The sequence below is a fragment of the Leisingera sp. ANG-Vp genome, from assembly GCF_000813725.1.
Taxonomy (GTDB): Bacteria; Pseudomonadota; Alphaproteobacteria; order Rhodobacterales; family Rhodobacteraceae; genus Leisingera.
In genome coordinates this window covers 19,663-40,417 of record NZ_JWLD01000086.1, presented here as the reverse complement: position 1 = coordinate 40,417, position 20,755 = coordinate 19,663, and the positions used below count along the sequence as shown (strand labels likewise).

General features: G+C 63.2%; 20 protein-coding genes. 10 read left to right on the top strand and 10 right to left on the bottom strand.

Annotation, left to right across the window (positions count from 1 at the left end; translation table 11 throughout):
• Positions 1-120: 120 nt before the first annotated feature.
• The 3 genes from glpX to RA20_RS22405 all read right to left on the bottom strand — a co-directional run bounded on the left by glpX (position 121) and on the right by RA20_RS22405 (position 2,919).
• Positions 121-1,107: a class II fructose-bisphosphatase gene (gene glpX, locus RA20_RS22415; RefSeq protein ID WP_039134200.1), complete on the bottom strand. Its 987-nt coding sequence runs from the start codon at positions 1,105-1,107 to the stop codon at positions 121-123.
• Between the two features lie 155 nt (positions 1,108-1,262).
• On the bottom strand, positions 1,263-2,549 hold the full coding sequence (locus RA20_RS22410; protein WP_039134197.1) for a homoserine dehydrogenase: 1,287 nt from the start codon (positions 2,547-2,549) through the stop codon (positions 1,263-1,265).
• A 115-nt stretch (positions 2,550-2,664) separates the two neighbouring features.
• A complete protein-coding gene (locus RA20_RS22405; protein ID WP_039134194.1) occupies positions 2,665-2,919 on the bottom strand; it encodes a hypothetical protein in 255 nt (84 codons plus the stop codon).
• Positions 2,920-3,093: 174 nt separating this feature from the next.
• Here RA20_RS22405 and RA20_RS22400 point away from each other — a divergent pair, with 174 nt between their 5' ends.
• Both RA20_RS22400 and RA20_RS22395 read left to right on the top strand, forming a co-directional pair.
• Positions 3,094-3,681: a TetR/AcrR family transcriptional regulator gene (locus RA20_RS22400; RefSeq protein ID WP_039134191.1), complete on the top strand. Its 588-nt coding sequence runs from the start codon at positions 3,094-3,096 to the stop codon at positions 3,679-3,681.
• On the top strand, positions 3,678-4,157 hold the full coding sequence (locus RA20_RS22395; RefSeq protein ID WP_039134188.1) for a GNAT family N-acetyltransferase: 480 nt from the start codon (positions 3,678-3,680) through the stop codon (positions 4,155-4,157). The genes RA20_RS22400 and RA20_RS22395 overlap by 4 nt, the downstream gene beginning before the upstream one ends.
• A gap of 8 nt (positions 4,158-4,165) precedes the next feature.
• Here the strand turns inward: RA20_RS22395 and RA20_RS22390 are convergent, their stop codons facing one another.
• Positions 4,166-4,468, bottom strand: a complete 303-nt coding sequence (locus RA20_RS22390; RefSeq protein ID WP_039134185.1) for an antibiotic biosynthesis monooxygenase family protein — start codon at positions 4,466-4,468, stop codon at positions 4,166-4,168.
• A gap of 173 nt (positions 4,469-4,641) precedes the next feature.
• Positions 4,642-5,553, bottom strand: coding sequence for a pirin family protein (locus RA20_RS22385; protein ID WP_039134182.1), 912 nt, complete (start codon positions 5,551-5,553; stop codon positions 4,642-4,644).
• Positions 5,554-5,769: 216 nt separating this feature from the next.
• On the opposite strand from RA20_RS22385, the gene RA20_RS22380 reads away from it, so the two are divergent.
• A complete protein-coding gene (locus tag RA20_RS22380) occupies positions 5,770-6,957 on the top strand; it encodes an adenylate/guanylate cyclase domain-containing protein (protein WP_039134180.1) in 1,188 nt (395 codons plus the stop codon).
• Positions 6,958-6,975: 18 nt separating this feature from the next.
• Here RA20_RS22380 and RA20_RS22375 read toward each other — a convergent pair whose 3' ends face one another.
• A complete protein-coding gene (locus RA20_RS22375; RefSeq protein WP_039134178.1) occupies positions 6,976-8,166 on the bottom strand; it encodes a reductive dehalogenase in 1,191 nt (396 codons plus the stop codon).
• 53 nt (positions 8,167-8,219) lie between these two features.
• Positions 8,220-9,095, bottom strand: a complete 876-nt coding sequence (locus tag RA20_RS22370) for a LysR substrate-binding domain-containing protein (RefSeq protein WP_039134176.1) — start codon at positions 9,093-9,095, stop codon at positions 8,220-8,222.
• A 108-nt stretch (positions 9,096-9,203) separates the two neighbouring features.
• Here RA20_RS22370 and RA20_RS22365 point away from each other — a divergent pair, with 108 nt between their 5' ends.
• Complete coding sequence (locus RA20_RS22365) at positions 9,204-10,172, top strand: NAD(P)-dependent oxidoreductase (protein ID WP_342586158.1); 969 nt, start codon at positions 9,204-9,206, stop codon at positions 10,170-10,172.
• A 103-nt stretch (positions 10,173-10,275) separates the two neighbouring features.
• Complete coding sequence (locus tag RA20_RS22360; RefSeq protein WP_039134174.1) at positions 10,276-10,755, top strand: hypothetical protein; 480 nt, start codon at positions 10,276-10,278, stop codon at positions 10,753-10,755.
• Between the two features lie 14 nt (positions 10,756-10,769).
• Here the strand turns inward: RA20_RS22360 and RA20_RS22355 are convergent, their stop codons facing one another.
• Genes RA20_RS22355 through RA20_RS22345 form a run of 3 tightly spaced genes read right to left on the bottom strand, consistent with a single transcriptional unit; the run spans position 10,770 to position 13,621 of the window.
• Positions 10,770-11,396, bottom strand: coding sequence for a TadE/TadG family type IV pilus assembly protein (locus RA20_RS22355; protein ID WP_052249130.1), 627 nt, complete (start codon positions 11,394-11,396; stop codon positions 10,770-10,772).
• Positions 11,397-11,399: 3 nt separating this feature from the next.
• The gene (locus RA20_RS22350; protein WP_039134172.1) at positions 11,400-11,936 is read right to left on the bottom strand and encodes a TadE/TadG family type IV pilus assembly protein; all 537 of its coding nucleotides are present in this window, start codon (positions 11,934-11,936) and stop codon (positions 11,400-11,402) included.
• Positions 11,933-13,621: a pilus assembly protein TadG-related protein gene (locus RA20_RS22345; protein ID WP_039134169.1), complete on the bottom strand. Its 1,689-nt coding sequence runs from the start codon at positions 13,619-13,621 to the stop codon at positions 11,933-11,935. The genes RA20_RS22350 and RA20_RS22345 overlap by 4 nt, the downstream gene beginning before the upstream one ends.
• A gap of 338 nt (positions 13,622-13,959) precedes the next feature.
• Here RA20_RS22345 and RA20_RS22340 point away from each other — a divergent pair, with 338 nt between their 5' ends.
• The 5 genes from RA20_RS22340 (at position 13,960) to RA20_RS22320 (ending at position 20,726) form a co-directional block, all read left to right on the top strand.
• Positions 13,960-15,390 carry a Glu/Leu/Phe/Val family dehydrogenase gene (locus RA20_RS22340; protein WP_039134166.1) on the top strand — a complete coding sequence of 477 codons (1,431 nt, stop codon included), beginning with the start codon at positions 13,960-13,962 and terminating at the stop codon, positions 15,388-15,390.
• Positions 15,391-15,656: 266 nt separating this feature from the next.
• Positions 15,657-16,910, top strand: a complete 1,254-nt coding sequence (locus RA20_RS22335) for a sarcosine oxidase subunit beta family protein (protein ID WP_039134163.1) — start codon at positions 15,657-15,659, stop codon at positions 16,908-16,910.
• Between the two features lie 66 nt (positions 16,911-16,976).
• Positions 16,977-17,246: a sarcosine oxidase subunit delta gene (locus RA20_RS22330; RefSeq protein WP_039134160.1), complete on the top strand. Its 270-nt coding sequence runs from the start codon at positions 16,977-16,979 to the stop codon at positions 17,244-17,246.
• Positions 17,243-20,188 carry a sarcosine oxidase subunit alpha family protein gene (locus RA20_RS22325; protein ID WP_039134157.1) on the top strand — a complete coding sequence of 982 codons (2,946 nt, stop codon included), beginning with the start codon at positions 17,243-17,245 and terminating at the stop codon, positions 20,186-20,188. Before RA20_RS22330 ends, RA20_RS22325 begins: the two co-directional genes overlap by 4 nt.
• Positions 20,181-20,726, top strand: a complete 546-nt coding sequence (locus RA20_RS22320; protein WP_039134153.1) for a sarcosine oxidase subunit gamma — start codon at positions 20,181-20,183, stop codon at positions 20,724-20,726. The genes RA20_RS22325 and RA20_RS22320 overlap by 8 nt, the downstream gene beginning before the upstream one ends.
• Positions 20,727-20,755: the final 29 nt, after the last annotated feature.

The window sequence follows — 20,755 nt, the reverse complement described above, 5'->3', positions numbered from 1 at the left end:
GCCGGACCCAAACGGATCCGGCCCTTCTTCTTTGTCCAAATACTCCCGCCCTTCTGCCCGGCAGGCGGCCGTGCCGCCGAGAGGGGAGGCAGCGGCACAAGCCGCTGCTGGGCGCCAGGCTTATTCCTGATGCGGTGCCAGCGGAGTGCGGTAGCTCATGCGGCGCACCGAGCCGGTCTTGGAGCGCATCAGCAGGGTGGTGGTTTCAACCCAGCCCGGCTCGCGCTTGATGCGCGGCAGCAGCGAGCCGCCGGTGACGCCGGTGGCGGCAAAGATCACATCCTGGGTGACCATCTCGTCGCGGGTGTAGATACGGTCGAAATCGGTGATGCCGGCCTTGGCGGCGCGGGCCTTTTCGTCGTCGTTGCGGAACACCAGGCGGCAGAAAATCTGGCCGCCCATGCATTTCAGGGCTGCAGCTGCCAGCACACCTTCCGGCGCGCCGCCCTGGCCCATGTACATGTCGATGCCGGTGGTCTCGGATTCGGCGCAGTGCATGACGCCGGCCACGTCGCCGTCGGTGATCAGGCGGATCGAGGCGCCGGTTTCGCGCACTTCAGCGATCATCGCTTCATGGCGCGGGCGCTCCAGGATGCAGACGGTGATGTCGGAGGGCGCGCAGCCTTTGGCGGCGGCCAGCGCCTCGACGCGCTCGCGCGGGGACATGTCCAGCGACACGACGCCATCCTCATAGCCCGGGCCGATCGCCAGCTTGTCCATGTAGGTGTCCGGTGCGTGCAGCATCGAGCCGCGCGGGCCCATGGCGATCACGGTCAGCGCGTTCGGCATGTCCTTGGCGGTGAGGGTGGTGCCTTCCAGCGGATCCAGAGCGATGTCGACGCCGGGGCCGTTGCCGGTGCCGACTTCCTCGCCGATGTAGAGCATCGGGGCCTCGTCGCGCTCGCCTTCGCCGATCACCACCACGCCGGCGATGTCCAGCAGGTTCAGCTGCTCGCGCATGGCGTTCACGGCGGCTTGGTCGGCGGCCTTCTCGTCGCCGCGGCCGATCAGCGAAGCAGAGGCCAGTGCCGCCTGCTCAGCAACACGGGCCAGGCCCAGTGACAGCATACGGTCGTGAAAGGGCGCGTCAGAGGTGTTCGAAGTCATACCGGAAATCCTGTCTCAACGGGAAAGATGTGAATGGGCGTTTCACGCCGAATAGCGCGGGGCGGGGCAGGCTCGCAAGGGCCGATAGCGGTCACCGCGGCAGGAAAGCCCCGCCGCAGTGCATAAAACCGCCGTTTTTAGCCGGTTCTGGCGGCTCAGACCTCTTCGATGCGCAGTGCGACGGGGGCGCCGTCGACCACATCGGTGGCGGCGAGGCCTTCGAGGGCTGCGTCCAATGTGGCGCGTGTGCATTTATGGGTAACGATCAGAACCGGCGCGGTCGGCTCGGAATGACCGTACTGGCGCATGCGGTCGATGGAAACACCGGCATCGCCCAGAACCGCGGCCACTTTGGCCAGCGCGCCCGGCTTGTCCAGCAGACCCATGCGCAGGTAGAAGGGGGCGGGCAGGCCGGTTTGTGCGGCAGGGACTTCCTGCAGGGTTTCCGCAGGCTGGCCGAAGGTGGAGATCCGCAGGCCGCGGGCCAGGTCGAGCACATCGCCCATCACCGCGCTGGCGGTCGGGCCTTCACCGGCGCCAGGGCCGCGCAGCACCACCTGCTCGATCGAGTCGCCCTCGATCACCACCATGTTGGTGCCGCCTTCCAGCTGGCCGAGCGGCGAGTTCGCCGGCACCAGGCAGGGCGACATGCGCTGTTCCAGCCCGCGGGCGGAGCGCTGCGCCACTCCCAAGAGCTTGATGCGGTAGCCCATGTCGGCCGCGGCGTGAATGTCTTCCAGCTGGATACGCTGGATGCCTTCCAGTTCCACATTGTCAAACGCCGGTTTCGTGCCGAAAGCGATGGAGGCCAGCAGCGCCAGCTTGTGGCCCGCGTCGATGCCGCCCACGTCCAGGTTCGGGTCGGCTTCCAAGTAGCCCAGGCGGCCGCATTCCTCGAACAGTGCGTTATAGCCCTGCTCGGTGGCCTGCATCTGGGTCAGGATATAGTTGCAGGTGCCGTTCATCACACCCATGACGCGGGTGATCTCATTGCCGGCCAGTCCTTCGGTCAGCGATTTGATCACCGGGATGCCGCCGGCCACCGCGGCTTCAAACCGGATCACCCGGCCTGCGGCCTCGGCCTGTTCGGCCAGCGCCTGGCCGTGGATGGCCAGCAGCGCCTTGTTGGCGGTGACCACGTCCTTGCCCGCGGCCAACGCGGCTTCGGTTGCGGCCTTGGCGGCGCCTTCATGGCCGCCCATCAGCTCGACAAACACATCCACGTCATCGCGCACGGCCAGCGCTACCGGGTCGGTTTCCCAGGCGTAGTCTTTCAGCGAGACGCCGCGGTCCTTGTTGGCATCGCGGGCCGAAACCGCCGAGATCACAACAGGGCGCCCGGTCCGTGCCTCCAGCAGCGCAGCATGGCGGCGGATAATTTTCACCACGCCGATGCCAACTGTGCCCAAACCTGCAATCCCAAGACGAAGCGGTTCTGTCATAGCTGGAGGTCCTTTGTTCCAAAATTATCAGCCCCGCCTTAGCCGGTTCGGCGCGGGCGTGCAACGCTGCTGCAGGGCAAGGAATGGTGATGCTGGCAGGAAAGCCGGGAACAGATCAGAAATCGGCGTTTTTCACAGCTTCAGCACGGCGTTTCAGCCTGGCGCTGCGCGCATCGAGTTCGTCCTGCAGCTGCTCGCCGGCCTGCTGCGGCGGATCAAGCGGTTCCAGCGCGTCATCCAAAGGCAGAAGCTTCGGATAGTCCGCGCCGCGCAGGTCCGGGGTCAGCCGGTCCTCCAGTTCGGGCACGCGGGTGCAGGCGGCGGCTGCCGTCATGGCCAGAAGAAGTGCGAACCGTGTCCAAACCTGCATCAAAGTTATCCCGTTGCTTACCCCGCCGGTTTTAGGAGGTCCGGCGCCGCGGCACAATTGATTTCACGGGCCGCGCAGGGGATTGGCTTGGCCGTGCCTTGCCGGTAAAGGGCTGGCTGGCCTTCGGGCATTCTTCCTCTTTTTTCTGAACAATTGTTCAGTTACGGTCAGCTCATGGCACGCACCCAAGGTTCCCATTCCGGTATCACCGGCCCCAAGATCCGCGAAGCCGCATTGCGGCTGTTTGCGCAGCAGGGCTATGCCGCAGTTTCCATGCGCCAGATCGCCAAGGAGGTGGGGGTGCAGGCGGGGGCGCTCTACAACTACACGCCCGACAAGCAGAGCCTGCTGTTCAACCTGATGGAAACCCACATGGTGGAGCTGCAGGCCGCCTGGGATGCAGTGCCGCGGGCGGACAGCGCGCTGGATCGGCTGCGCGCCTTCACCGGCTTCCACATCCGCTTTCACCTGGAGCGCCCGGATGCCGTTTTCATCGCCTACATGGAGCTGCGCAATCTGACGGAGGAGAATTTCACCGTCATCGAATCCCTGCGCCGGGACTATGAGAACGGGGTCGAGGGCATCCTGAAAGAAGGCGTGGAGCAAGGGGTGTTCGCGATTCCCGACACCAAAATTGCCACTTTGGCGGTGATTGCGATGCTGAACGGGGTCAATACCTGGTACCGCTCCGAAGGGCGCCTGTCGCTGGATGAGGTGGAAACCGTTTACTGGGGCATGGTGCAAAAAGCGGTCAGCGCATGAGCCTGCTGGATCTGCAAACCAGCCGTTTGCGGGCAGCGCCTTGGCAGGACCTGGCGGACGCGGAGCTTGCAGATCTCTTTGCGCCGAAAGTGGTGCAATGGCTGCCCGCAGGATTTCAGTCACCAGCAGATGAAGCTGCGCGCCGGGTATTTCTGCAGGCAGTGTCGCAGCAGGCCGAAGTGATTGCCCTGCGCAGCCTGGCCGGTCAGGGCATCGGGCTGGTCATCCTGTCCTCTCCGGAGGATGGCGGAGCCACCCGGAACCTGGGCTACCTGTTCGCAGAATCAGCCTGGGGCCAGGGCCTGGCCGGCGAGCTTATTGCCGGTCTGCAGGCCTGTTTCAGCGGCAGCGGCGTAACCCTCAGCGGCGGTGTGATGCAAGAGAACGCAGCCTCTGCCCGGGTGCTGGAAAAAGCCGGTTTCACTCCACAGCCTGCGGGTGCGGAAACCGTCTACAGCTGGCATGCCGGCAGCTAACGCCGGGGTCAGCTCAGCAGCCCGATCATGTCGTAATGGTCGATCTGACGGCTCAGCACCATCGGATCTTCTTCGGGCAGCACATGCGGCTGCTCCCAGTCCTCGCCGGCAAAAGCCTGCAGCGCTTCGACGCTTTCCCAGACCATGACAACACAGAACGTGGCGGGCGAATCCGGCCGCGGCAGCCCGGCGGTCACCGAGATCAGCCCAGGCTGGCGGCGCACATGCGGCACCGCGCTGTCGGTCAGAAAGGTCTTGAAATCCTGGATCTTGTCCTCGCGGACGGTGGCACGGAACACCCGGATAATCATCACTCCCCCCATCTGATCATTGGACGGGGGGAGTATAGCACATTGGCGCCGGGTTGGGTTCAATGCGCGGGCTTGATGCGCCGCGCACAGGGAAAAGTGGAAACCGGTTTCCCCGGTCAGTGCGCGGGCTTGGTGCGCCGCGCACAGGGAAAAGTGGAAACCGGTTTTCCCGATCAGTGCGCGGGCTTGATGAATGTCCCGTTGCGCAGGTCGCGGAAGGCCTGATGCAGCTCGGCCTGGGTGTTCATCACAATCGGCCCGTGCCAGGCGACCGGCTCATTGATCGGCGCGCCGGAGATCAGCAGGAAGCGCACGCCCTCGGGGCCCGCCTGAACGGTGATTTCATCGCCCGTGCCGAAGCGGATCAGGGTGCGGTCGCCGGACAGGTCGCGGATGTTGACCTCCTCGCCAGAAACTTCCTTCTCCAGCAGCACGCCCTGAGGCGCTGAGGCATCGGCAAAAGCTGCTTCGCCTTCAAACACATAGGCAAATGCCCTGCGGTACGTGTCGATGGGCAGGGTCTTTTTCACGCCAGCAGGCACAAAGACATCCAGATACTGCGGATCGGCTGCAATGCCGTCTACCGGTCCGCGCTTGCCCCAGAACTCGCCGGTAATCACCTTCACCCTTGTGCCGTCATCGTCGATCACTTCGGGGATATCTGCACTGCGCATGTCCTGGTACCGCGGTGCGGTCATTTTCTGGCTGGAGGGCAGGTTGCCCCAAAGCTGAAACCCGTGCATTTGGCCCTTGGCGTTGCCCGCGGGCATCTCCTGATGCAGGATGCCTGATCCTGCGGTCATCCACTGCACGTCGCCTGCGCCCAGGGTGCCCGCATTGCCCAGCGAGTCGCTGTGCTCGACCGAGCCCGCCAGCACATAGGTGATTGTCTCGATGCCCCGGTGCGGGTGCCAGGGGAAGCCGCGCAGGAAGTCCTCGGGATTGTCGTTGCGGAAGTCGTCGAACAGCAGGAACGGGTCCAGCTCCGAGGGGTCCTGAAAGCCGAAGGCGCGGTGCAGCTTGACCCCGGCACCTTCGGTATGGGGCTGGGCGTGGCGGGTTTCGATAATCGGTCTGAGGGACATTGGCCTGTCTCCTGGTTTCCATTGCTTGCGGGTAAAATAGGATGTGCGGCTGCGCCGGAAAACCGGCCGCAGGCCACGTGCGCTGTGCGCTGATGAACAGAGCGCCCCGCAGCCCGCAGGGCTGCCCGGCCCAACGGAACGCGGCGCCGCAGGCGCCAAGGACGGGCGGGAGCTCCGCCGTTGCCGGGCAAAGGCCTGGCAGGTTAGCCTGACCGCATGACATATGTACCCGATCCCATGCAGCAATTGCCGCCGCAGCGTCTGCAGGGCGCTTTGCAGCTGATCTCCTACATGCTGGGCGAAGCCCGCGCAGCCAGCGACGCCGACGATGTGCTCAGCCGGATGGCGGAATTGATCCATGCAGGCGGCGTGCCCTTGGACCGGGCCACCTCCATCGTGCCGCTGCTGCATGCCGAGGCCGTGGCCAGCGCCCGTTTCTGGGAGCGCGGCAAAGGCGCGCGCAGCTACCTGTTCCCGTTCAGCGAGGAAAGCGGCCAGGGCTATGCCCATTCCCCGGCAGCCGATGTGCACCGGACCGGCGAGTGGGTGATCCTGTGGCTGCCGGACACGCCCGACGAGCGCTACGGCATCGTGCCGGAGCTGAAGGCGGACGGCTACACCCACTACATCATGGCGCCGGTCTTTATGCGCAGCGGCATGGCCAGCACGTTCAGCTTTGCCACTCAGGCGCCTGAAGGGTTTTCTGAGGAAGACATCACCTTCTTGCGCGCGGTCTTCCCGGCGCTCTCGGCCTGTCAGGAGATCCTGACCACCGCCCGCGCCATGCAGGAAGCGCTGCGGATCTACGTGGGCGAAGAGCCGCAGCGGCGGATAATCTCGGGGGATGTGCATCGCGGCGAGGTGATGCGCATCCGTTCCGCCATCCTGTTTGCCGACATGCGCCGGTTTACCGAACTGACCGCGGGCATGAGCGCGGAACAGGCCACCAGCCTCTTGAATGCCTATTACGATTGCATTGTGCCGCCCATCGAAGACGCGGGCGGCGAAGTCCTGAAGTTCATCGGCGATGGCATCCTGGCGATTTTCCGTGCCGAGGAAGACGGGGTGCAGACCTGCGCCCGGGCGCTGGCGGCCTCGCGCGAGGGGCTGGCGCAGGTTGATGCCTGCTCAGACGCACCGGCCTTCGAGGTCGGCATTGCGCTGCATTTCGGAGAGGTTGCCTTTGGCAATGTCGGCTCCGGCATGCGGCTCGACTACACGGTGATCGGCCGCGACGTGAATCTGGCGGCACGGGTCGCGGGTCTGTGCGGTACTACAGGAGAGCCGCTGCTGGTGTCTTCGGAGTTCCGGAGCAGGGCCGGGCTGGAAGGACGGTCTCTGGGCAGGCAAAGCCTGAAAGGGCTGCATACGCCGGAGGAGGTGTTTGCGGTTCCTGCGGGGTGACGCAGCCCGCGGCTATACTCACTCCGCCGGGGTGTTTGCTGCCTTGTCCCACCACTCGGCGGGCTTGGTGCGCTGCCCGTGTTTTCCAGCGAGCCGCAGCGCCAGCTTGCGCAGGGGGCTTAGCGCCAGTCTCAGCCACAGCCGGTTGCGCCGCTTGGAATAGTCGCGGTTGAATGGGCAGACCCGCATGCAGATGGCGCAGTCCGAGGCCATCTTGGCCCAGAAGGAAAAACACTTTTCTGCGTCAGAAGTCCATTTCTTCACGCCCTTGATGGCCGAGACATTGGCGGTGTCAGTTGAAGGCTCCCCGTAAGGCAGCGCTTTCACCGGACAGGCATCGGCGCATTTGGTGCAGATGCTGCAGAAGTCTTTCACGCCCAGGGGCTGCGGCACATCATGGGCCAGAGGCAGGTTGGTGAAGATCTTGGAGAACCGCAGGCGCGGGCCGAACTCCGGCGTGATCACCATCTGGTTGCGGGCGTATTCGCCAAGACCCGCCTTCACCGCGTAGGGGATCACCAGGCCGGTGTCATTCATCGACGGCACTGCCTCATAGCCCAGGTTGCGGATATAGGCGGCGAGCTGCATGACAATCGAGGCTTCGTGGCTGTATTCGCGGCCTGTTGCGGCACCCGCCAGGGCAGAGGGGTAGGTGGCGACCAGTTCCTTGTCCATCTCATGGCCCAGAACGATCACGCTGTTCAGCCCGTCCGGCAGATCATGCGGCGCCTCGGACATGTCGCGGGCGTCAACGCGGGCGGTGTAAAGCCAGCGTTCGTCCATGTCGGTGATGCCGCAAAGATCGGCGCCGAAGAATTCTGCAATGCGCTTGACCTCGGCGGACATCTTGGCGGGGTCGTCGATTTCCAGCGCGTCCTTGGCCACCGGCGTGTCGGGGCGGATCGCGGCCTGGAAGCCTTCGCGGATGCCGTCCTTGGCGCGGCGGCAGGAGACCACGTCGGAAATCAGCCAGGCGGCATTGCGCAGCGCAAAATCGCGCTGGGTAAAGCCGTCGCCGCGGCGGGGCGCTGCCTCCATCCGGTAGGAGGAGAAGAACTTGGCAGTGTGCTTGGACTTGACCCGCTCGTCCCAGAAGGCGCGGGTGAAGATGTCGTTGCGCTGCGTGAACCGCTCGAAGTCATCGGTGACTTCGATCCCTGCGGCTGCATCGCCGTCGCGCTGAGGCGGGGTGTTCTGTGGCCAGGGCATGGGCGGACGCTATCGGGCAATGGGCGTGCGGGCAAGGGACCGCGCGAGGTTAATTAACAGAACAAGGACACGATCCAGTCCCGCACCATGGCCACTTCGGCGCTGTTCGGGGCTTCTCCGGCAGCGGGCATCAAATAGTGGCCCTGGCCCATGGGGATCACTGCGCCCAGCACTGGTGCCAGCCGCCCCTGCAGCAAGGGCAGCTCGGCATAGCGGCGCATCAGCATGGCCACCCCGGCGCCCGCCGCCGCCATCTCGATTGCAGCAAGCGATGTGTCCACATATAGCGGTGCGCTGCGGTCTTTGAGCGGCACGCCTTCCTGTTCAGACAGGCGCAGCCAGTGATCCTGATAGCCGTGGATATGGATCAGCGTCTGGTCGAACAGCTGGTCCACTGATTGCAAATTCTGCGCCAGCTGCGGCTGCGCCACCGGGATCACGCTCTCGGTGGACAAAAGGTGCGCGCGCCGGTCGAACCAGCCTGAAGGTCCCAGACGGAGGTCGATGTCCACGTCTTCGTCCTGAGTGCTGTCGGCCCAGACGGCTGAGATCAGACGGATGCGGATATGCGGGTGGGCAGCATGAAACGTGCCCAGCCGCGGCGCGATCCACAAAACGGCAGTCGAGACAGGAGCCCGCAGTGTGACCGTGCGGGTCTGCGCATGGCCCAGCAGCCCGCGTGTCGAATAGGCAATGTCGGTGAGGGCCTGCGCAACCGACGGGTAATAGGCGTGGCCCAGTTCTGTCAGCTCCAGATGGCGGGCGCGGCGGGTGAACAGGGTGATGCCAAAGCTTTTCTCCAGGCTGCGCACCTGGTGGCTGACCGCGGCCTGGGTCAGCCCCAATTCCTCGGCTGCAGCAGTAAAGCTTTGCAAACGGGCGGCGGCCTCAAAGGCGCGCAGCCAAACCAGGTTAGGAAGATCGGACATAGTGTTGCAAAAAATTCCGGGGTCATACCGCGTTATTATTCGTTTTTGTTTTGGCTGAGGTCAAGCTAGCCATATCGCAGACGAATTCCCCGGGAGGAGACACTCAAAATGGCAACGGATATGAAAGTCGGCTTCATTGGCCTTGGCAACGTGGGCGGCAAACTGGCGGGCAGCCTGGTGCGCAACGGTCTGGATGTGACCGTGCACGATCTGGACGCAGACCTGGTGCAGTCCTTTGTGGAGCGCGGCGCCAAGGCGGGCGGCAGCCCGGCGCAGATGATGCAGGATTGCGATGCGGTGATCACCTGCCTGCCGAGCCCGGCGGCGTCCGATGCGGTGGTGTCCGAAATGATCCCGCATGTGCAGCCGGGCAAGGTCTGGATGGAAATGTCCACCACCGACGTGGAAGAGGTGAAGCGCCTCGGCGCGCTGGTGGCGGAACGCGGCGGCGAGCCGGTCGACTGCCCGGTATCGGGCGGCTGCCACCGGGCGGGCACCGGCAACATCTCGATCTACGCAGGCTGCGAGCGCGCCACCTTTGAACGCATTCTGCCGATCCTGACCACCATGGGCCGCCGCATTCTGCATGTGGGCGAGATCGGCAACTCCTCGGTCCTGAAGGTGATGACCAACTACCTGGCCAACATGAACCTGCTGGCGGTCATGGAAGCGCTGACAGTGATGAAGGCCTGCGGCATGGATCTGGGCATGACGTTCGAGGCGATCTCGATGTCCTCGGGCACCTCCTTTGCGCATGAGACCGAAAGCCAGCTGATCCTGTCGGGTTCGCGGGATGTGAACTTCACCATGGATCTGGTGATGAAGGACATCGGCCTGTTCCAGACCCTGGCCGACCGCAACAACGTGCCGCTTGAGCTGTCGCCGCTGATGATCGAGATGATGAAGGACGGCCAGCGCCGCTACGGCGAGCGGGCGCAGTCCGACCGCATGATCGAGCGCCTGGAAGAGGCCACCGGCCTGTCGATCACCGCGCCGGGCTTCCCGCAGGAACTGATCGACGATGAGCCGGAAGAGCCCGGCTACGAGGTGGTCGTGCGCCGCGCTGCTGCGGAGTAAGTTTCCCCAAACTGCACGGCTTCAAGCAGCTCCCGCGCAGGCGGGGGCTGTTTTCTTTTGCGCTGCCGGTTTATGCCGGGCAGGCAAGCAAAGGGAGCAGGTGATGAGCAGCGAAGTTCTGGCAACGATTGAAGCTTCGGCGCCGCGCCGGGTCATGGGCACGGCAATGCTAGGGGCCGTTGGCTGCATCCTGGTCTATGTCTCATTCTCGGCACCGCCGTCGCCGGCCTGGCTGGTGTTCCTGCTGGCCGTGGGCGCGGCAGCGCTGTGGCTGGCGGTGCGGATGTGGCAGGCGACGGTGCACCGGATCGAGCTGACGGCAGAGGAACTGCGCTGCTCCGACGGGCAGCTGATCGTGAAGGTGGAGGAGATCGAAGCCATCGACCGCGGCTTCTTTGCCTTTAAACCGTCAAACGGTTTTCTGATCCGTACCCGGGCAAGCAGCGCCCGGGCCTGGATGCCAGGGCTGTGGTGGCGTGCCGGCCGCCGGATCGGCATTGGCGGTGTGACGCCGGGATCGCAGGGCAAGGCAATGTCGGAAATCCTGGCCGCACTGCTCGCGCAGCGCAACCAGGATTTGTAGCGGGCCCCGGCCCGTTAATCGATGCCTTCACCGCCGTCGTTGTGGTCACCGGACCCGGTGGCGGTGCCTTCAAAGGCGACCAGCGGTGCAAAACGCGGGCGGGTGAAGATGAAGTTGTCCAGATCCAGGGTCGGCAGGCCGATGTTGAAGGCCGGTTCCATCTCGTTGAAGGTTTCAACAAGGATGACCCGTTCCTGATCCGGCATATCCGGCAGTTTGCTGGACACGGTGTTGATGGTGCCGTCCGTCCAGATTGTTTCTGATGTGCCGCGGACCGAGGACCAGTCCACATAATATTTGTTGTCGCCGTCATCCCAGCGGATCACTGATACTCGCAGGCCAAGCTGCGAATCCGAGCGGATCAGCAGTTTGGCCATTTCAAACATGCTGTCGAGATAGGCATCGTTGATCGCCGTGGTCTCCCGCGAGATCAAATCTGAAATTGTGTAGGCTGCCTTGAGGTTGACGCTGTCGCGGCGGAACGCGTCGAAGAATGTGTAGATGGAGGCAAACAGGGCCAGCAGAAGCGGTGCATAGAAGGCAAACTCGATGGAGACGTTGCCATCCGTGCGGCGCAGGAAGGCCTGCAGCCGGCCGGGCCGGGTGTTTGCAGAAAGATTGTGTGTCAGGGCTGTCAGCATGGCTTACCTCGGTTCCTGAACAAATGCGGATGATGCAACCAGGCTGATCCGGCCGTCGGCGTCCTTGGAGAGGCTGTCGCCCAGACCCCAAGTGGGGAAGATCGGCTTGAACTTCATGCAGGCGCGGATCAGCATCAGCTCGTTAGACTGGCCGCTGACGAAGTTGCGGACGGGCTGCACGTCCTCAATGCGGTTGACACAGTCCGGGTCGGCGTCAATGGGAGTCCAGTTGAACGGATCGACTTGGACCATTTCCAGCCGCAGCGAGGTGTTGCACTCCTGGATAAATCCGGACCGGTCGCAGACCTCGTCGCGGATGTCATCATGCTGCTGGTCGGCGCCGGTGGTCAGGCGGATGTTGCGCACGGTCTGGTCCAGTGCCCGTTCCAGCTGCGAATGACGCAGGTTGATCAGCCCAAGCTCCACCGTCGACATCAGGATCATGATGAAGGCGGGGACAAGGATGGCGAACTCCACGGTCGAGGTGCCGTCCTCTTGGGCCCGGAAACGGCGCAGGATGCTGGTGTAACGGCGGGTCATTGGGTCAGCCTCAGCTGGCGGATGGACGTTGCGATCGAGGCGAAGGCGTCAGCGATCTCGAGCCCGTTCACGTCGAAGTAATGGGAGTCGGAGCTGGCGCAGTCCTGCAGCACGGCGACGCCGTTGCTGGGGGCCTCAAAGCCGATCGTATAGACGATGATCCCCTGGTCTTTGGCCGCCTGGCAGATATTGCGGGTGCGGGTGTTCTTGGTCGAGTTCCCGTAGTAGTCGTAGACACCGTAGTACCATTCGTCCCGCGCATCGTAGTAGTTCATCCAGTCGTCGTAGATGTATTTGAACAGGTACTTCAGGGGTGTATCGGCAAACAGATCTGCATAGCTGAGCCGGTTGGGCGTGCCGCTTTCGGTAACTGTAGCTGTGCAGGAGCCGTAGTAGTATTTGGTGCAGACGGTGTCGTTGCCTTGCCCGAAGACATGATCCTGCCAGCCGCCGCCATTGTGCCAGTAATAATTGCCGGTTGCAGGGTTTAGCGTTGTGTACACACCTGTCCCATCGTCCGAGACCGTATACCAAACGTTCGAGTCTCCCTCCCGGTGGTCATCCTCGATATAGTATTGCGAGGTGTTCTGGCCGTCCGTCATCAGGACCAAGACCTTGACCGTATCGGAGTCGGTATAGGCCGAAGGCCGGGCGGAAAAATCTGCTGGAACGTCACCGCTGCCGCTTAGCGCGCTGATGGCCGGGCGGGCAGAGGGGTCGAGCAAAGCCGTGCCCCACTTCATGCCAATATCAATGGACGTGTTGCCACCGCCCCAAAGGCTGTCAATGAAGGCCTTGAGCGTGTCAGCATCCTTCTGGAACGGCAGGATTGCGCGGCTGGTGTCGGACGACTCGACGCAGACTGGAGAACTGACCAGCCGTGAGTCATCGCTGCGCCTGTCAACGCTGGACCACGGAGTGAAATGCATGGTGCCTTCAAGCTCTGTGGTCGTAGACAAAGAAGCCGACTGAAAATCCGACGATGCGAAGTTTACACAGCGGGAATAGATCGTACCGCTTGGACCGGTCGGAGTTGAAATATTGTACTGGTCATACAGTGCTTCCGGAATCGACACCTGTGTCGCGTAGGGCACGATTGAGATCGACATTTTCCCGTCGGTGGTATTGGCCACCATCGTGTCGACAAAGTCCTTGGCTGCGATTTGCAGATTGTCCAGGCGGCTGTTCGAATTCATCGAGCCGGACACGTCCAGAACCATCGATATTTCGACCCCGTCAATGCTTTCCTCGGCGCGCGAGGTGGCTGTGATCGGCATGTCGTCGCCGCCGGCGAACTTCAGCAGATGCGCCGGGAAGGTGGCATCAATCGTGGCCTCCACCTTTTTGAAACCAAGGCCGGAGTCCCACCATGGGGTCTGATAATACTCCTGCAGCCCCGATTTTGTGAGGTAATCCAGAACCACTGCGTCGGGGGTGTTTTGCTGGTCAAGGTCGGCCGCAGCCAGGGCGGCGCGGTCCAGCGTGTACTGCAGCATGGTCCGGTCGCGTTCCATCCGCATCAGATCGACCCCGATACCGCCGACAGCCAGCATCGCAAGGAAGGTCGAGATCATCAGCTTGGCCATCATGCCGTCTTCTTCCTGGCGGAAGGCTTTTGCCTTGGACAGGCAGCGCAGCACGAGCGGATTGCTCAGCGCTGTGGAATTCTTGTGGCGTGTACTCATCTAAATACCCCCGCCGGCTGCGGAACGGCTCAGCACGGCTTTTAGCAGCGGAATTTACACTTATTAATGCTTGGTAAAGGTGGCGGAAATGGGGCGCCTTTGCGCCGAAAAAGCTTCAATTATAATGGCTTGAGTCTTCAATCCTCGAAAACCCGCTTGCGTTGTCTCGGGTTTGGCGACAATCGCCTGTGCAGAAGAGGCGAATCGTGAACCTTTGGCTAAAATGCGAATCTTTTCCGCTGAAAATGGTCAAAAAGGTCGCACTCCTTAATCTTCTCTGCATAGAGTGAACCCATCATCGGCAGCGAGTCGATGTTTGAGCACGGAGAGAATTTTATATGACCAGCCGCACAGAGCCGAGCTTCCGCGAGAGCGTGGACCTGATGTTTAACCGGGCCGTTTCCCTGATGGACCTGCCGCCCGGGCTGGAAGAGAAGATCCGCGTCTGCAACGCGACCTACACGGTGCGTTTCGGGGTGCGCCTGCGCGGCGCCATGCATACGTTCACCGGCTACCGCTCGGTTCATTCCGAGCATATGGAGCCTGTGAAGGGCGGCATCCGCTATGCCACCGGTGTGAACCAGGATGAGGTTGAGGCGCTGGCCGCGCTGATGACTTACAAATGTGCGCTGGTGGAGGCGCCGTTCGGCGGCTCCAAGGGCGGTTTGTGCATCGACCCGCGCGAATATGAAGAGCATGAGCTGGAGCTGATCACCCGCCGCTTTGCCTATGAGCTGGCCAAGCGCGACCTGATCAACCCGTCACAGAACGTGCCCGCGCCTGACATGGGCACCGGCGAGCGCGAGATGGCCTGGATTGCCGATCAGTACGCGCGGATGAACACCACTGACATCAACGCCAAGGCCTGCGTTACCGGCAAGCCGCTGAATGCCGGCGGCATCTCGGGCCGGGTCGAGGCGACGGGCCGCGGCGTGCAATACGCCCTGCGTGAGTTCTTCCGCTATGAGGAAGACAAGGCCGCTGCGGGTCTGTCCGGCACTTTGGACGGCAAACGCATCATCGTGCAGGGCCTTGGCAACGTGGGCTACCACGCGGCCAAGTTTCTGGCCGAGGAGGACGGCTCGCGGATCACCGGCATTATCGAACGCGATGGCGGCCTGTATAATGCCGATGGTCTCGACGTTGAGGCGGTGCGCAACTGGATCATCAAGAATGGCGGCGTGACCGGTTATCCGGATGCGCAGTATCTTGAAGACGGCGCCAAGCTGCTGGAAGAGGACTGCGACATCCTGATCCCGGCGGCCCTGGAGGGGGTGATCAACCTCTCCAACGCCGAGCGCGTCAAGGCGCCGCTGATCATCGAGGCTGCAAACGGCCCGGTCACCGCCGGCGCGGATGAGATCCTGCGCGACAAGGGCTGCGTGATCATTCCGGACATGTACGCCAACGCAGGCGGTGTGACAGTGTCTTACTTCGAGTGGGTGAAAAACCTGTCCCATATCCGTTTTGGCCGCATGCAGCGTCGCCAGGAAGAGGCGCGCCACCAGCTGGTGATTGACGAATTGCAGCGCCTGGATGACGTGATGGGCGATACCTGGTCGATGTCGCCGAACTTCAAGGACAAGTATCTGAAGGGCGCGGGCGAACTGGAGCTGGTGCGCTCGGGCCTCGATGACACCATGCGGGTGGCCTATCAGTCGATGCGCGAAGTCTGGCATAGCCGGGACGACGTAACCGACTTGCGCACCGCCGCATATCTGGTGTCGATCGACAAGGTCGCCAAGAGCTATCACGCCAAGGGCCTCTGATCATCAGCAGGTACTGGCAGGCATCCGGGGCAGAGAGGAAACTCTCTGCCCCTTTTTCATGCGCGGCACGCAATACGTCGTCCGGTGTCGTATTTATTACTAGACACAAGTGACCAGTTTGTGTGAATTGCGGCAAAGCCGTGCTGAACTGCCGCAAATTGTACCTTGGGGCTAGGAGCGGCAGGCGAAAGCAGTTAGCAATGCCGCCAAGGCCCGGGCCGCAGATTTTCCGGGCAGCGGAAAGCGATTTGACGGGGAGGGACGACATGCGGTTTTCGGGCTGGCGTGTGCTCAAAGAGGGGCTCACCGGAAACAAGGGGTGGAAGCCCCATTGGCGGGACCCTGAGCCCAAATCCGAATATGATGTTGTGATCATTGGCGGCGGCGGCCACGGGCTGGCGACGGCTTATTACCTGGCCAAGGAGCACGGCATCAACAATGTTGCGGTGCTCGAGAAAGGCTATCTTGGCGGCGGCAACGTGGGGCGCAACACCACCATTGTGCGCGCCAACTACTACCTGCCGGGCAACTCGGAATTCTATTCCCACTCGCTGAAACTGTGGGAGGGGATGGAGCAGGACCTGAACTACAACGCAATGATGTCCCAGCGCGGCATCATCAACCTGTTCCACAATGACGGCCAGCGCGATGCTGCGGTGCGCCGCGGCAACTCGATTGTCAATCAGGGCGACGATGCCGAGATCCTGAGCCGTGAGCAGGTGCGCGAACTGGCGCCGTTCCTGAATTTCGAGAACAACCGCTTCCCGATCATGGGCGGGCTGATGCAGCGCCGGGCGGGGACTGCCCGCCATGATGCGGTGGCCTGGGGCTATGCCCGCGGCGCTGACATGCGCGGGGTGGATCTGATCCAGAACTGCGAAGTGACCGGCATCGACGTCAAAGACGGCAAAGTGGTGGGTGTCCAGACCGCCCGCGGCCCGATCCGTGCCAAGAAAGTGGCGCTGGCCGCAGCTGGCCGCTCGGGCCAGGTTGCGGCGATGGCGGGGCTCACGCTGCCGATTGAAAGCCATGTGCTGCAGGCCTTTGTTTCAGAAGGGCTGAAACCGATCGTGGATCACGTCATCACTTTTGCCGAGGGGCACCTCTACATCAGCCAGTCCGACAAGGGCGGCATGGTGTTCGGCAGCTACCTGGACTTCTACAGCTCTTACGCCGCGCGCGGGAACCTGCCGATGGTGGAGCACACGATGGAGAGTTTTGTGGCGATGGTGCCGGCCCTCAGCAAGGCGCGGCTCTTGCGCAGCTGGGGCGGCATCATGGACATGACGCCGGATGGCTCACCCATTATCGATCATTCGCCCATTGACGGCCTCTACCTGAACTGCGGCTGGTGCTACGGCGGCTTCAAGGCGACGCCAGGGTCAGGCCATGTCTATGCGCATCTGATTGCCACCGACCGGCCGCATGGCGCGGCCACGAAGCTGAAACTGAACCGCTTCCGCAGCGGCGTGGGCCTGATGGATGAGGAGGGGACCGGTGCGCAGCATAATCTGCACTAAGCGTTTTGAGTGCGCCGGGCTTGCCTCCGGCGGGAGTATTTTCTGCAAGATGAAAGGGCGCTGGTCATGAGGATCACTTGTCCGGTCTGCGGCGAAAGGGACCGCCGCGAGTTCTATTACAAAGGTGCTGCGCTGGTGCGCCCGGCCGAGGGCGCCGATCTGGATGCCTGGCATGAGTACGTGCATCTGCGCGAGAACCCGGCAGGGGCACTGGATGAGCTGTGGTATCACGAGATGGGCTGCAATTCCTGGCTGAAGGTCACCCGCAATACCGCGACCCATGAGATCCTGGATGTGCAGCTGGCCTCTGAGGCCGGGCTGGGAGGTGAGAAATGAGACTTCCCGGAAAAGGTTTGAACCAGGGCGCCAAGCCTATCACGTTCGGCTTCAATGGCCGCCACATGATGGGGCTGGAGGGCGACACTCTGGCCTCGGCGCTGCTGGCCAATGATGTGCATCTGATGGGGCGGTCGTTCAAATACCACCGCCCGCGCGGTGTGCTGACCGCAGGCAGCGAGGAACCGAACGCGCTGGTCACCGTTGGCACCGGCGGCGAGCAGGACCCGAACATCCGCGCCACCCAGCAAGAGCTGTTTGAGGGGCTGGAAGCACGCAGCCAGAACTGCTGGCCGTCGGTTGAGCGCGACGTGATGGCGGTGAATGACCTGGCGGCGCCGTTCTTTGGTGCGGGGTTCTACTACAAGACTTTCATGTGGCCTGCGGCTTTCTGGGAGAAAGTATACGAGCCGATGATCCGCAATGCTGCGGGATTGGGCGCGTTGTCGGGCGAGGCGGACCGCGACACCTATGAGAAGGCCTTTGCCTTCTGCGATGTGCTGGTGATCGGTTCCGGCCCTGCGGGCCTGATGGCCGCGCTGACCGCTGGCCGCGCTGGTGCGGATGTGATCCTGGCCGAGGAAGACAGCCGCATGGGCGGCCGCCTGCTGGCGGAGCGCGAGGAGATCGGCGGCAAGCCGGGCCATGAATGGGCCGCTGAAGTGCTGGCCGAACTGGAGGCGATGGACAATGTGCGGCTGATGACCCGCACCGCTATCACCGGCGCTTATGACCAGGGCACCTATGGCGCGCTGGAACGGGTCTCGCACCATCTGCCGCGGCGGCATTCGCTGAAGGGCAGCCATCTGCCGCGTGAATGCTTCTGGCGGATTGCAGCCAAGCACGCAGTGCTGGCAGCCGGCGCAATCGAGCGTCCGGTGGCTTTCCGCAACAACGACCGGCCCGGCATCATGATGGCCGGTGCCGTGCGTGCCTATCTGAACCGCTGGGGCGTGGCGCCGGGCGAACGGGTGACGCTGTTTGCCAACAACGACCAGGCCCACCGCACCGCGCGGGACCTGCATGAGGCGGGCGTGCATATCGCGGCGGTGATCGACAGCCGCCATGATGCTCCGGTCGATGGCCCCTATCAGGTGATCAAGGGCGCACAGGTTTGTGGCAGTGCAGGCCGCCAGCGGATCGAGAGCATCACCGTGCGCTCGGTCAAGGGCGAGGAGAAGATCCAGACCGACTGCCTGGCGATGTCCGGCGGCTGGAACCCGTCTGTGCATCTGACCTGTCATCTAAACAGCCGCCCGCAGTGGAACCGCGAGGCGCTGGCCTTTGTGCCGACCGAGGGCGCAGTACCTGGCATGGTTACAGCAGGCGCCTGCAACGGCACCTTCTCCACTGCTGGTGCTCTGCGCGAGGGCGCTGAGGCTGCTGGCAAGGTACTGGAAGCGCTGGGCCTGAAATCCGCGGCTGCCGATCTGCCGGATGCGGAGGATGATCCCTACCGCATCGCCGCCCTTTGGGCGGTGCCCGGCAAGGGCCGCGCCTGGCTCGACTTCCAGAACGACGTCACTGTCAAGGATGTGAAGCAGGCGGCGGTGGAGAACTTCCGCTCGGTCGAGCATATGAAGCGCTACACCACCCAGGGCATGGCGACCGATCAGGGCAAGAACTCCAACGTGGCGGCGCTGGCTGTGCTGGCGGATGCCACCGGCCGGACGATCCCTGAAACCGGCACCACCACCTTCCGTCCGCCCTTTGTGCCGGTGTCGCTGGGCGCGATGGGGGCAGGGGCCACGGATGAGGGCTTCAAGCCGCAGCGCTTCCTGACCTCGCATGGCGAGAGCGACAACCGCGGGGCGCATCAGCTGGAGGTGGGCCTGTGGTACCGGGCCGCCTATTTCCCCAAGCCGGGCGAGACCAATTGGCGCCAGTCCTGCGACCGCGAGGTGACCCTGGTGCGCAAAGCGGTGGGCATCTGCGATGTCTCCACCCTGGGCAAGATCGACATCCAGGGGGCTGATGCGGGCAAGTTCCTCGACTTCCTCTACACCAACACTTTCAGCACTCTGAAGGTGGGCAAGGTCCGCTATGGGTTGATGCTGCGCGAGGACGGCTTTGTCATGGACGACGGCACCACTGCGCGGCTGGGCGAAAACCACTATGTCATGACCACCACCACCGCTGCTGCGGGGCAGGTGATGGCGCATATGGAGTTTGTTTCCCAGGCGCTTTACCCGGAATGGGATGTGCGTTTTACCTCGGTGACAGAGCAATGGGCGCAGTTTGCCGTGGCCGGGCCGAAGTCGCAGGAGCTGCTGAACGGGCTGCTGGACGAGGAAGTGAACGGCGAGACCTGGCCCTTCATGGGCTGCGGCGAGGCGACCGTGCTGGGCGTCAAAGGCCGCTTGTTCCGGATCTCCTTCTCGGGCGAGCATGCCTATGAGGTTGCGGTGCCCGCGCGTTATGGCGAGGCCCTGTTCCGCGAGCTGCTGAAGCGGGCCGAAGCCATGGGCGGCGGTGCCTATGGCATGGAAGCGCTCAATGTGCTGCGGATCGAAAAGGGACTGATCACCCATGCCGAGATCAACGGCACCGTGACGGCCTTTGACCTGGGCCTGCAGGGGATGATGTCCAAGAAGAAGGCCTTTCTGGGCCAGGCAATGTCCACCCGCGAAGGCCTGATGGCCGAAGACCGGATGCGCATGGTGGGGCTGAAACCCGTGGGGGCTGCCAAGGAGATCACCGCCGGTGCGCATCTGTTCACGCCGGGCGACCCGGTCGAGCGGATCTATGACCAGGGCTATGTGACCTCGGCCGGCTATTCGCCGACACTGGGGCACCCCATCGGGCTGGCTTTCCTCAAGGAAGGCCCGGACCGCATCGGCGAAACCGTGCGTCTGGTCGACCATATGCGCGGTGTCGATACCCTGTGCGAGGTTGTCTCGCCTGTGTTCTTTGACCCTGAGGGAGGGCGTGCCCGTGGCTGAACTGATTGCAAAAAGCCCCTGCGAAGGGCTGGTTCCGGCAACCATCGGCGGCATGAGCCTGACCGAGGAGCATCCAGGTGCGATGTGGGCCGTGGCACCGTTCAAGGGCCAGCAAGACAAGCTGAGCAAGGCGCTGGAAGCAGCCCATGGCATGGCGTTCCCGGCTCCGAACCGGGCGACTGGCAAGGCGGGCAGCCGGGCTGTCTGGTTTGGCCGGGACATGGCGCTGCTGATGGGGCCCGCACCGGACGCCAAGCTGGCCAAACACGCAGCGCTGACTGATCAGAGCGACGCCTGGGCCGTGGTGAAGCTTGAGGGCAAGGGCGCCGAGGAGGTGCTGGCGCGTCTGGTTCCAGTGGATCTGCGGAACCAGACGTTCAAGCGCGGCCATACGGTGCGGGCGGAATTGAAGCACATGATGGCGTCCGTGACCCGCACCGGCCCGCAGGCGTTTCAGATCATGGTGTTCCGCTCGATGGCGAAAACGCTTGTGCATGATTTGAAAACAGCCATGGAAGCCGTGGCGGCGCGGGGGTAACCTTCGGGAATCACCAACTGATTCCCGGA

What these genes read in the sequence shown, in the direction of transcription:
- glpX (WP_039134200.1), bottom strand. Translation starts at nt 1,107, where the DNA reads ATGACTTCGAACACCTCTGACGCGCCCTTTCACGACCGTATGCTGTCA.
- RA20_RS22410 (WP_039134197.1), bottom strand. Translation starts at nt 2,549, where the DNA reads ATGACAGAACCGCTTCGTCTTGGGATTGCAGGTTTGGGCACAGTTGGC.
- RA20_RS22405 (WP_039134194.1), bottom strand. Translation starts at nt 2,919, where the DNA reads ATGCAGGTTTGGACACGGTTCGCACTTCTTCTGGCCATGACGGCAGCC.
- RA20_RS22400 (WP_039134191.1), top strand. Translation starts at nt 3,094, where the DNA reads ATGGCACGCACCCAAGGTTCCCATTCCGGTATCACCGGCCCCAAGATC.
- RA20_RS22395 (WP_039134188.1), top strand. Translation starts at nt 3,678, where the DNA reads ATGAGCCTGCTGGATCTGCAAACCAGCCGTTTGCGGGCAGCGCCTTGG.
- RA20_RS22390 (WP_039134185.1), bottom strand. Translation starts at nt 4,468, where the DNA reads ATGATTATCCGGGTGTTCCGTGCCACCGTCCGCGAGGACAAGATCCAG.
- RA20_RS22385 (WP_039134182.1), bottom strand. Translation starts at nt 5,553, where the DNA reads ATGTCCCTCAGACCGATTATCGAAACCCGCCACGCCCAGCCCCATACC.
- RA20_RS22380 (WP_039134180.1), top strand. Translation starts at nt 5,770, where the DNA reads ATGACATATGTACCCGATCCCATGCAGCAATTGCCGCCGCAGCGTCTG.
- RA20_RS22375 (WP_039134178.1), bottom strand. Translation starts at nt 8,166, where the DNA reads ATGCCCTGGCCACAGAACACCCCGCCTCAGCGCGACGGCGATGCAGCC.
- RA20_RS22370 (WP_039134176.1), bottom strand. Translation starts at nt 9,095, where the DNA reads ATGTCCGATCTTCCTAACCTGGTTTGGCTGCGCGCCTTTGAGGCCGCC.
- RA20_RS22365 (WP_342586158.1), top strand. Translation starts at nt 9,204, where the DNA reads ATGGCAACGGATATGAAAGTCGGCTTCATTGGCCTTGGCAACGTGGGC.
- RA20_RS22360 (WP_039134174.1), top strand. Translation starts at nt 10,276, where the DNA reads ATGAGCAGCGAAGTTCTGGCAACGATTGAAGCTTCGGCGCCGCGCCGG.
- RA20_RS22355 (WP_052249130.1), bottom strand. Translation starts at nt 11,396, where the DNA reads ATGCTGACAGCCCTGACACACAATCTTTCTGCAAACACCCGGCCCGGC.
- RA20_RS22350 (WP_039134172.1), bottom strand. Translation starts at nt 11,936, where the DNA reads ATGACCCGCCGTTACACCAGCATCCTGCGCCGTTTCCGGGCCCAAGAG.
- RA20_RS22345 (WP_039134169.1), bottom strand. Translation starts at nt 13,621, where the DNA reads ATGAGTACACGCCACAAGAATTCCACAGCGCTGAGCAATCCGCTCGTG.
- RA20_RS22340 (WP_039134166.1), top strand. Translation starts at nt 13,960, where the DNA reads ATGACCAGCCGCACAGAGCCGAGCTTCCGCGAGAGCGTGGACCTGATG.
- RA20_RS22335 (WP_039134163.1), top strand. Translation starts at nt 15,657, where the DNA reads ATGCGGTTTTCGGGCTGGCGTGTGCTCAAAGAGGGGCTCACCGGAAAC.
- RA20_RS22330 (WP_039134160.1), top strand. Translation starts at nt 16,977, where the DNA reads ATGAGGATCACTTGTCCGGTCTGCGGCGAAAGGGACCGCCGCGAGTTC.
- RA20_RS22325 (WP_039134157.1), top strand. Translation starts at nt 17,243, where the DNA reads ATGAGACTTCCCGGAAAAGGTTTGAACCAGGGCGCCAAGCCTATCACG.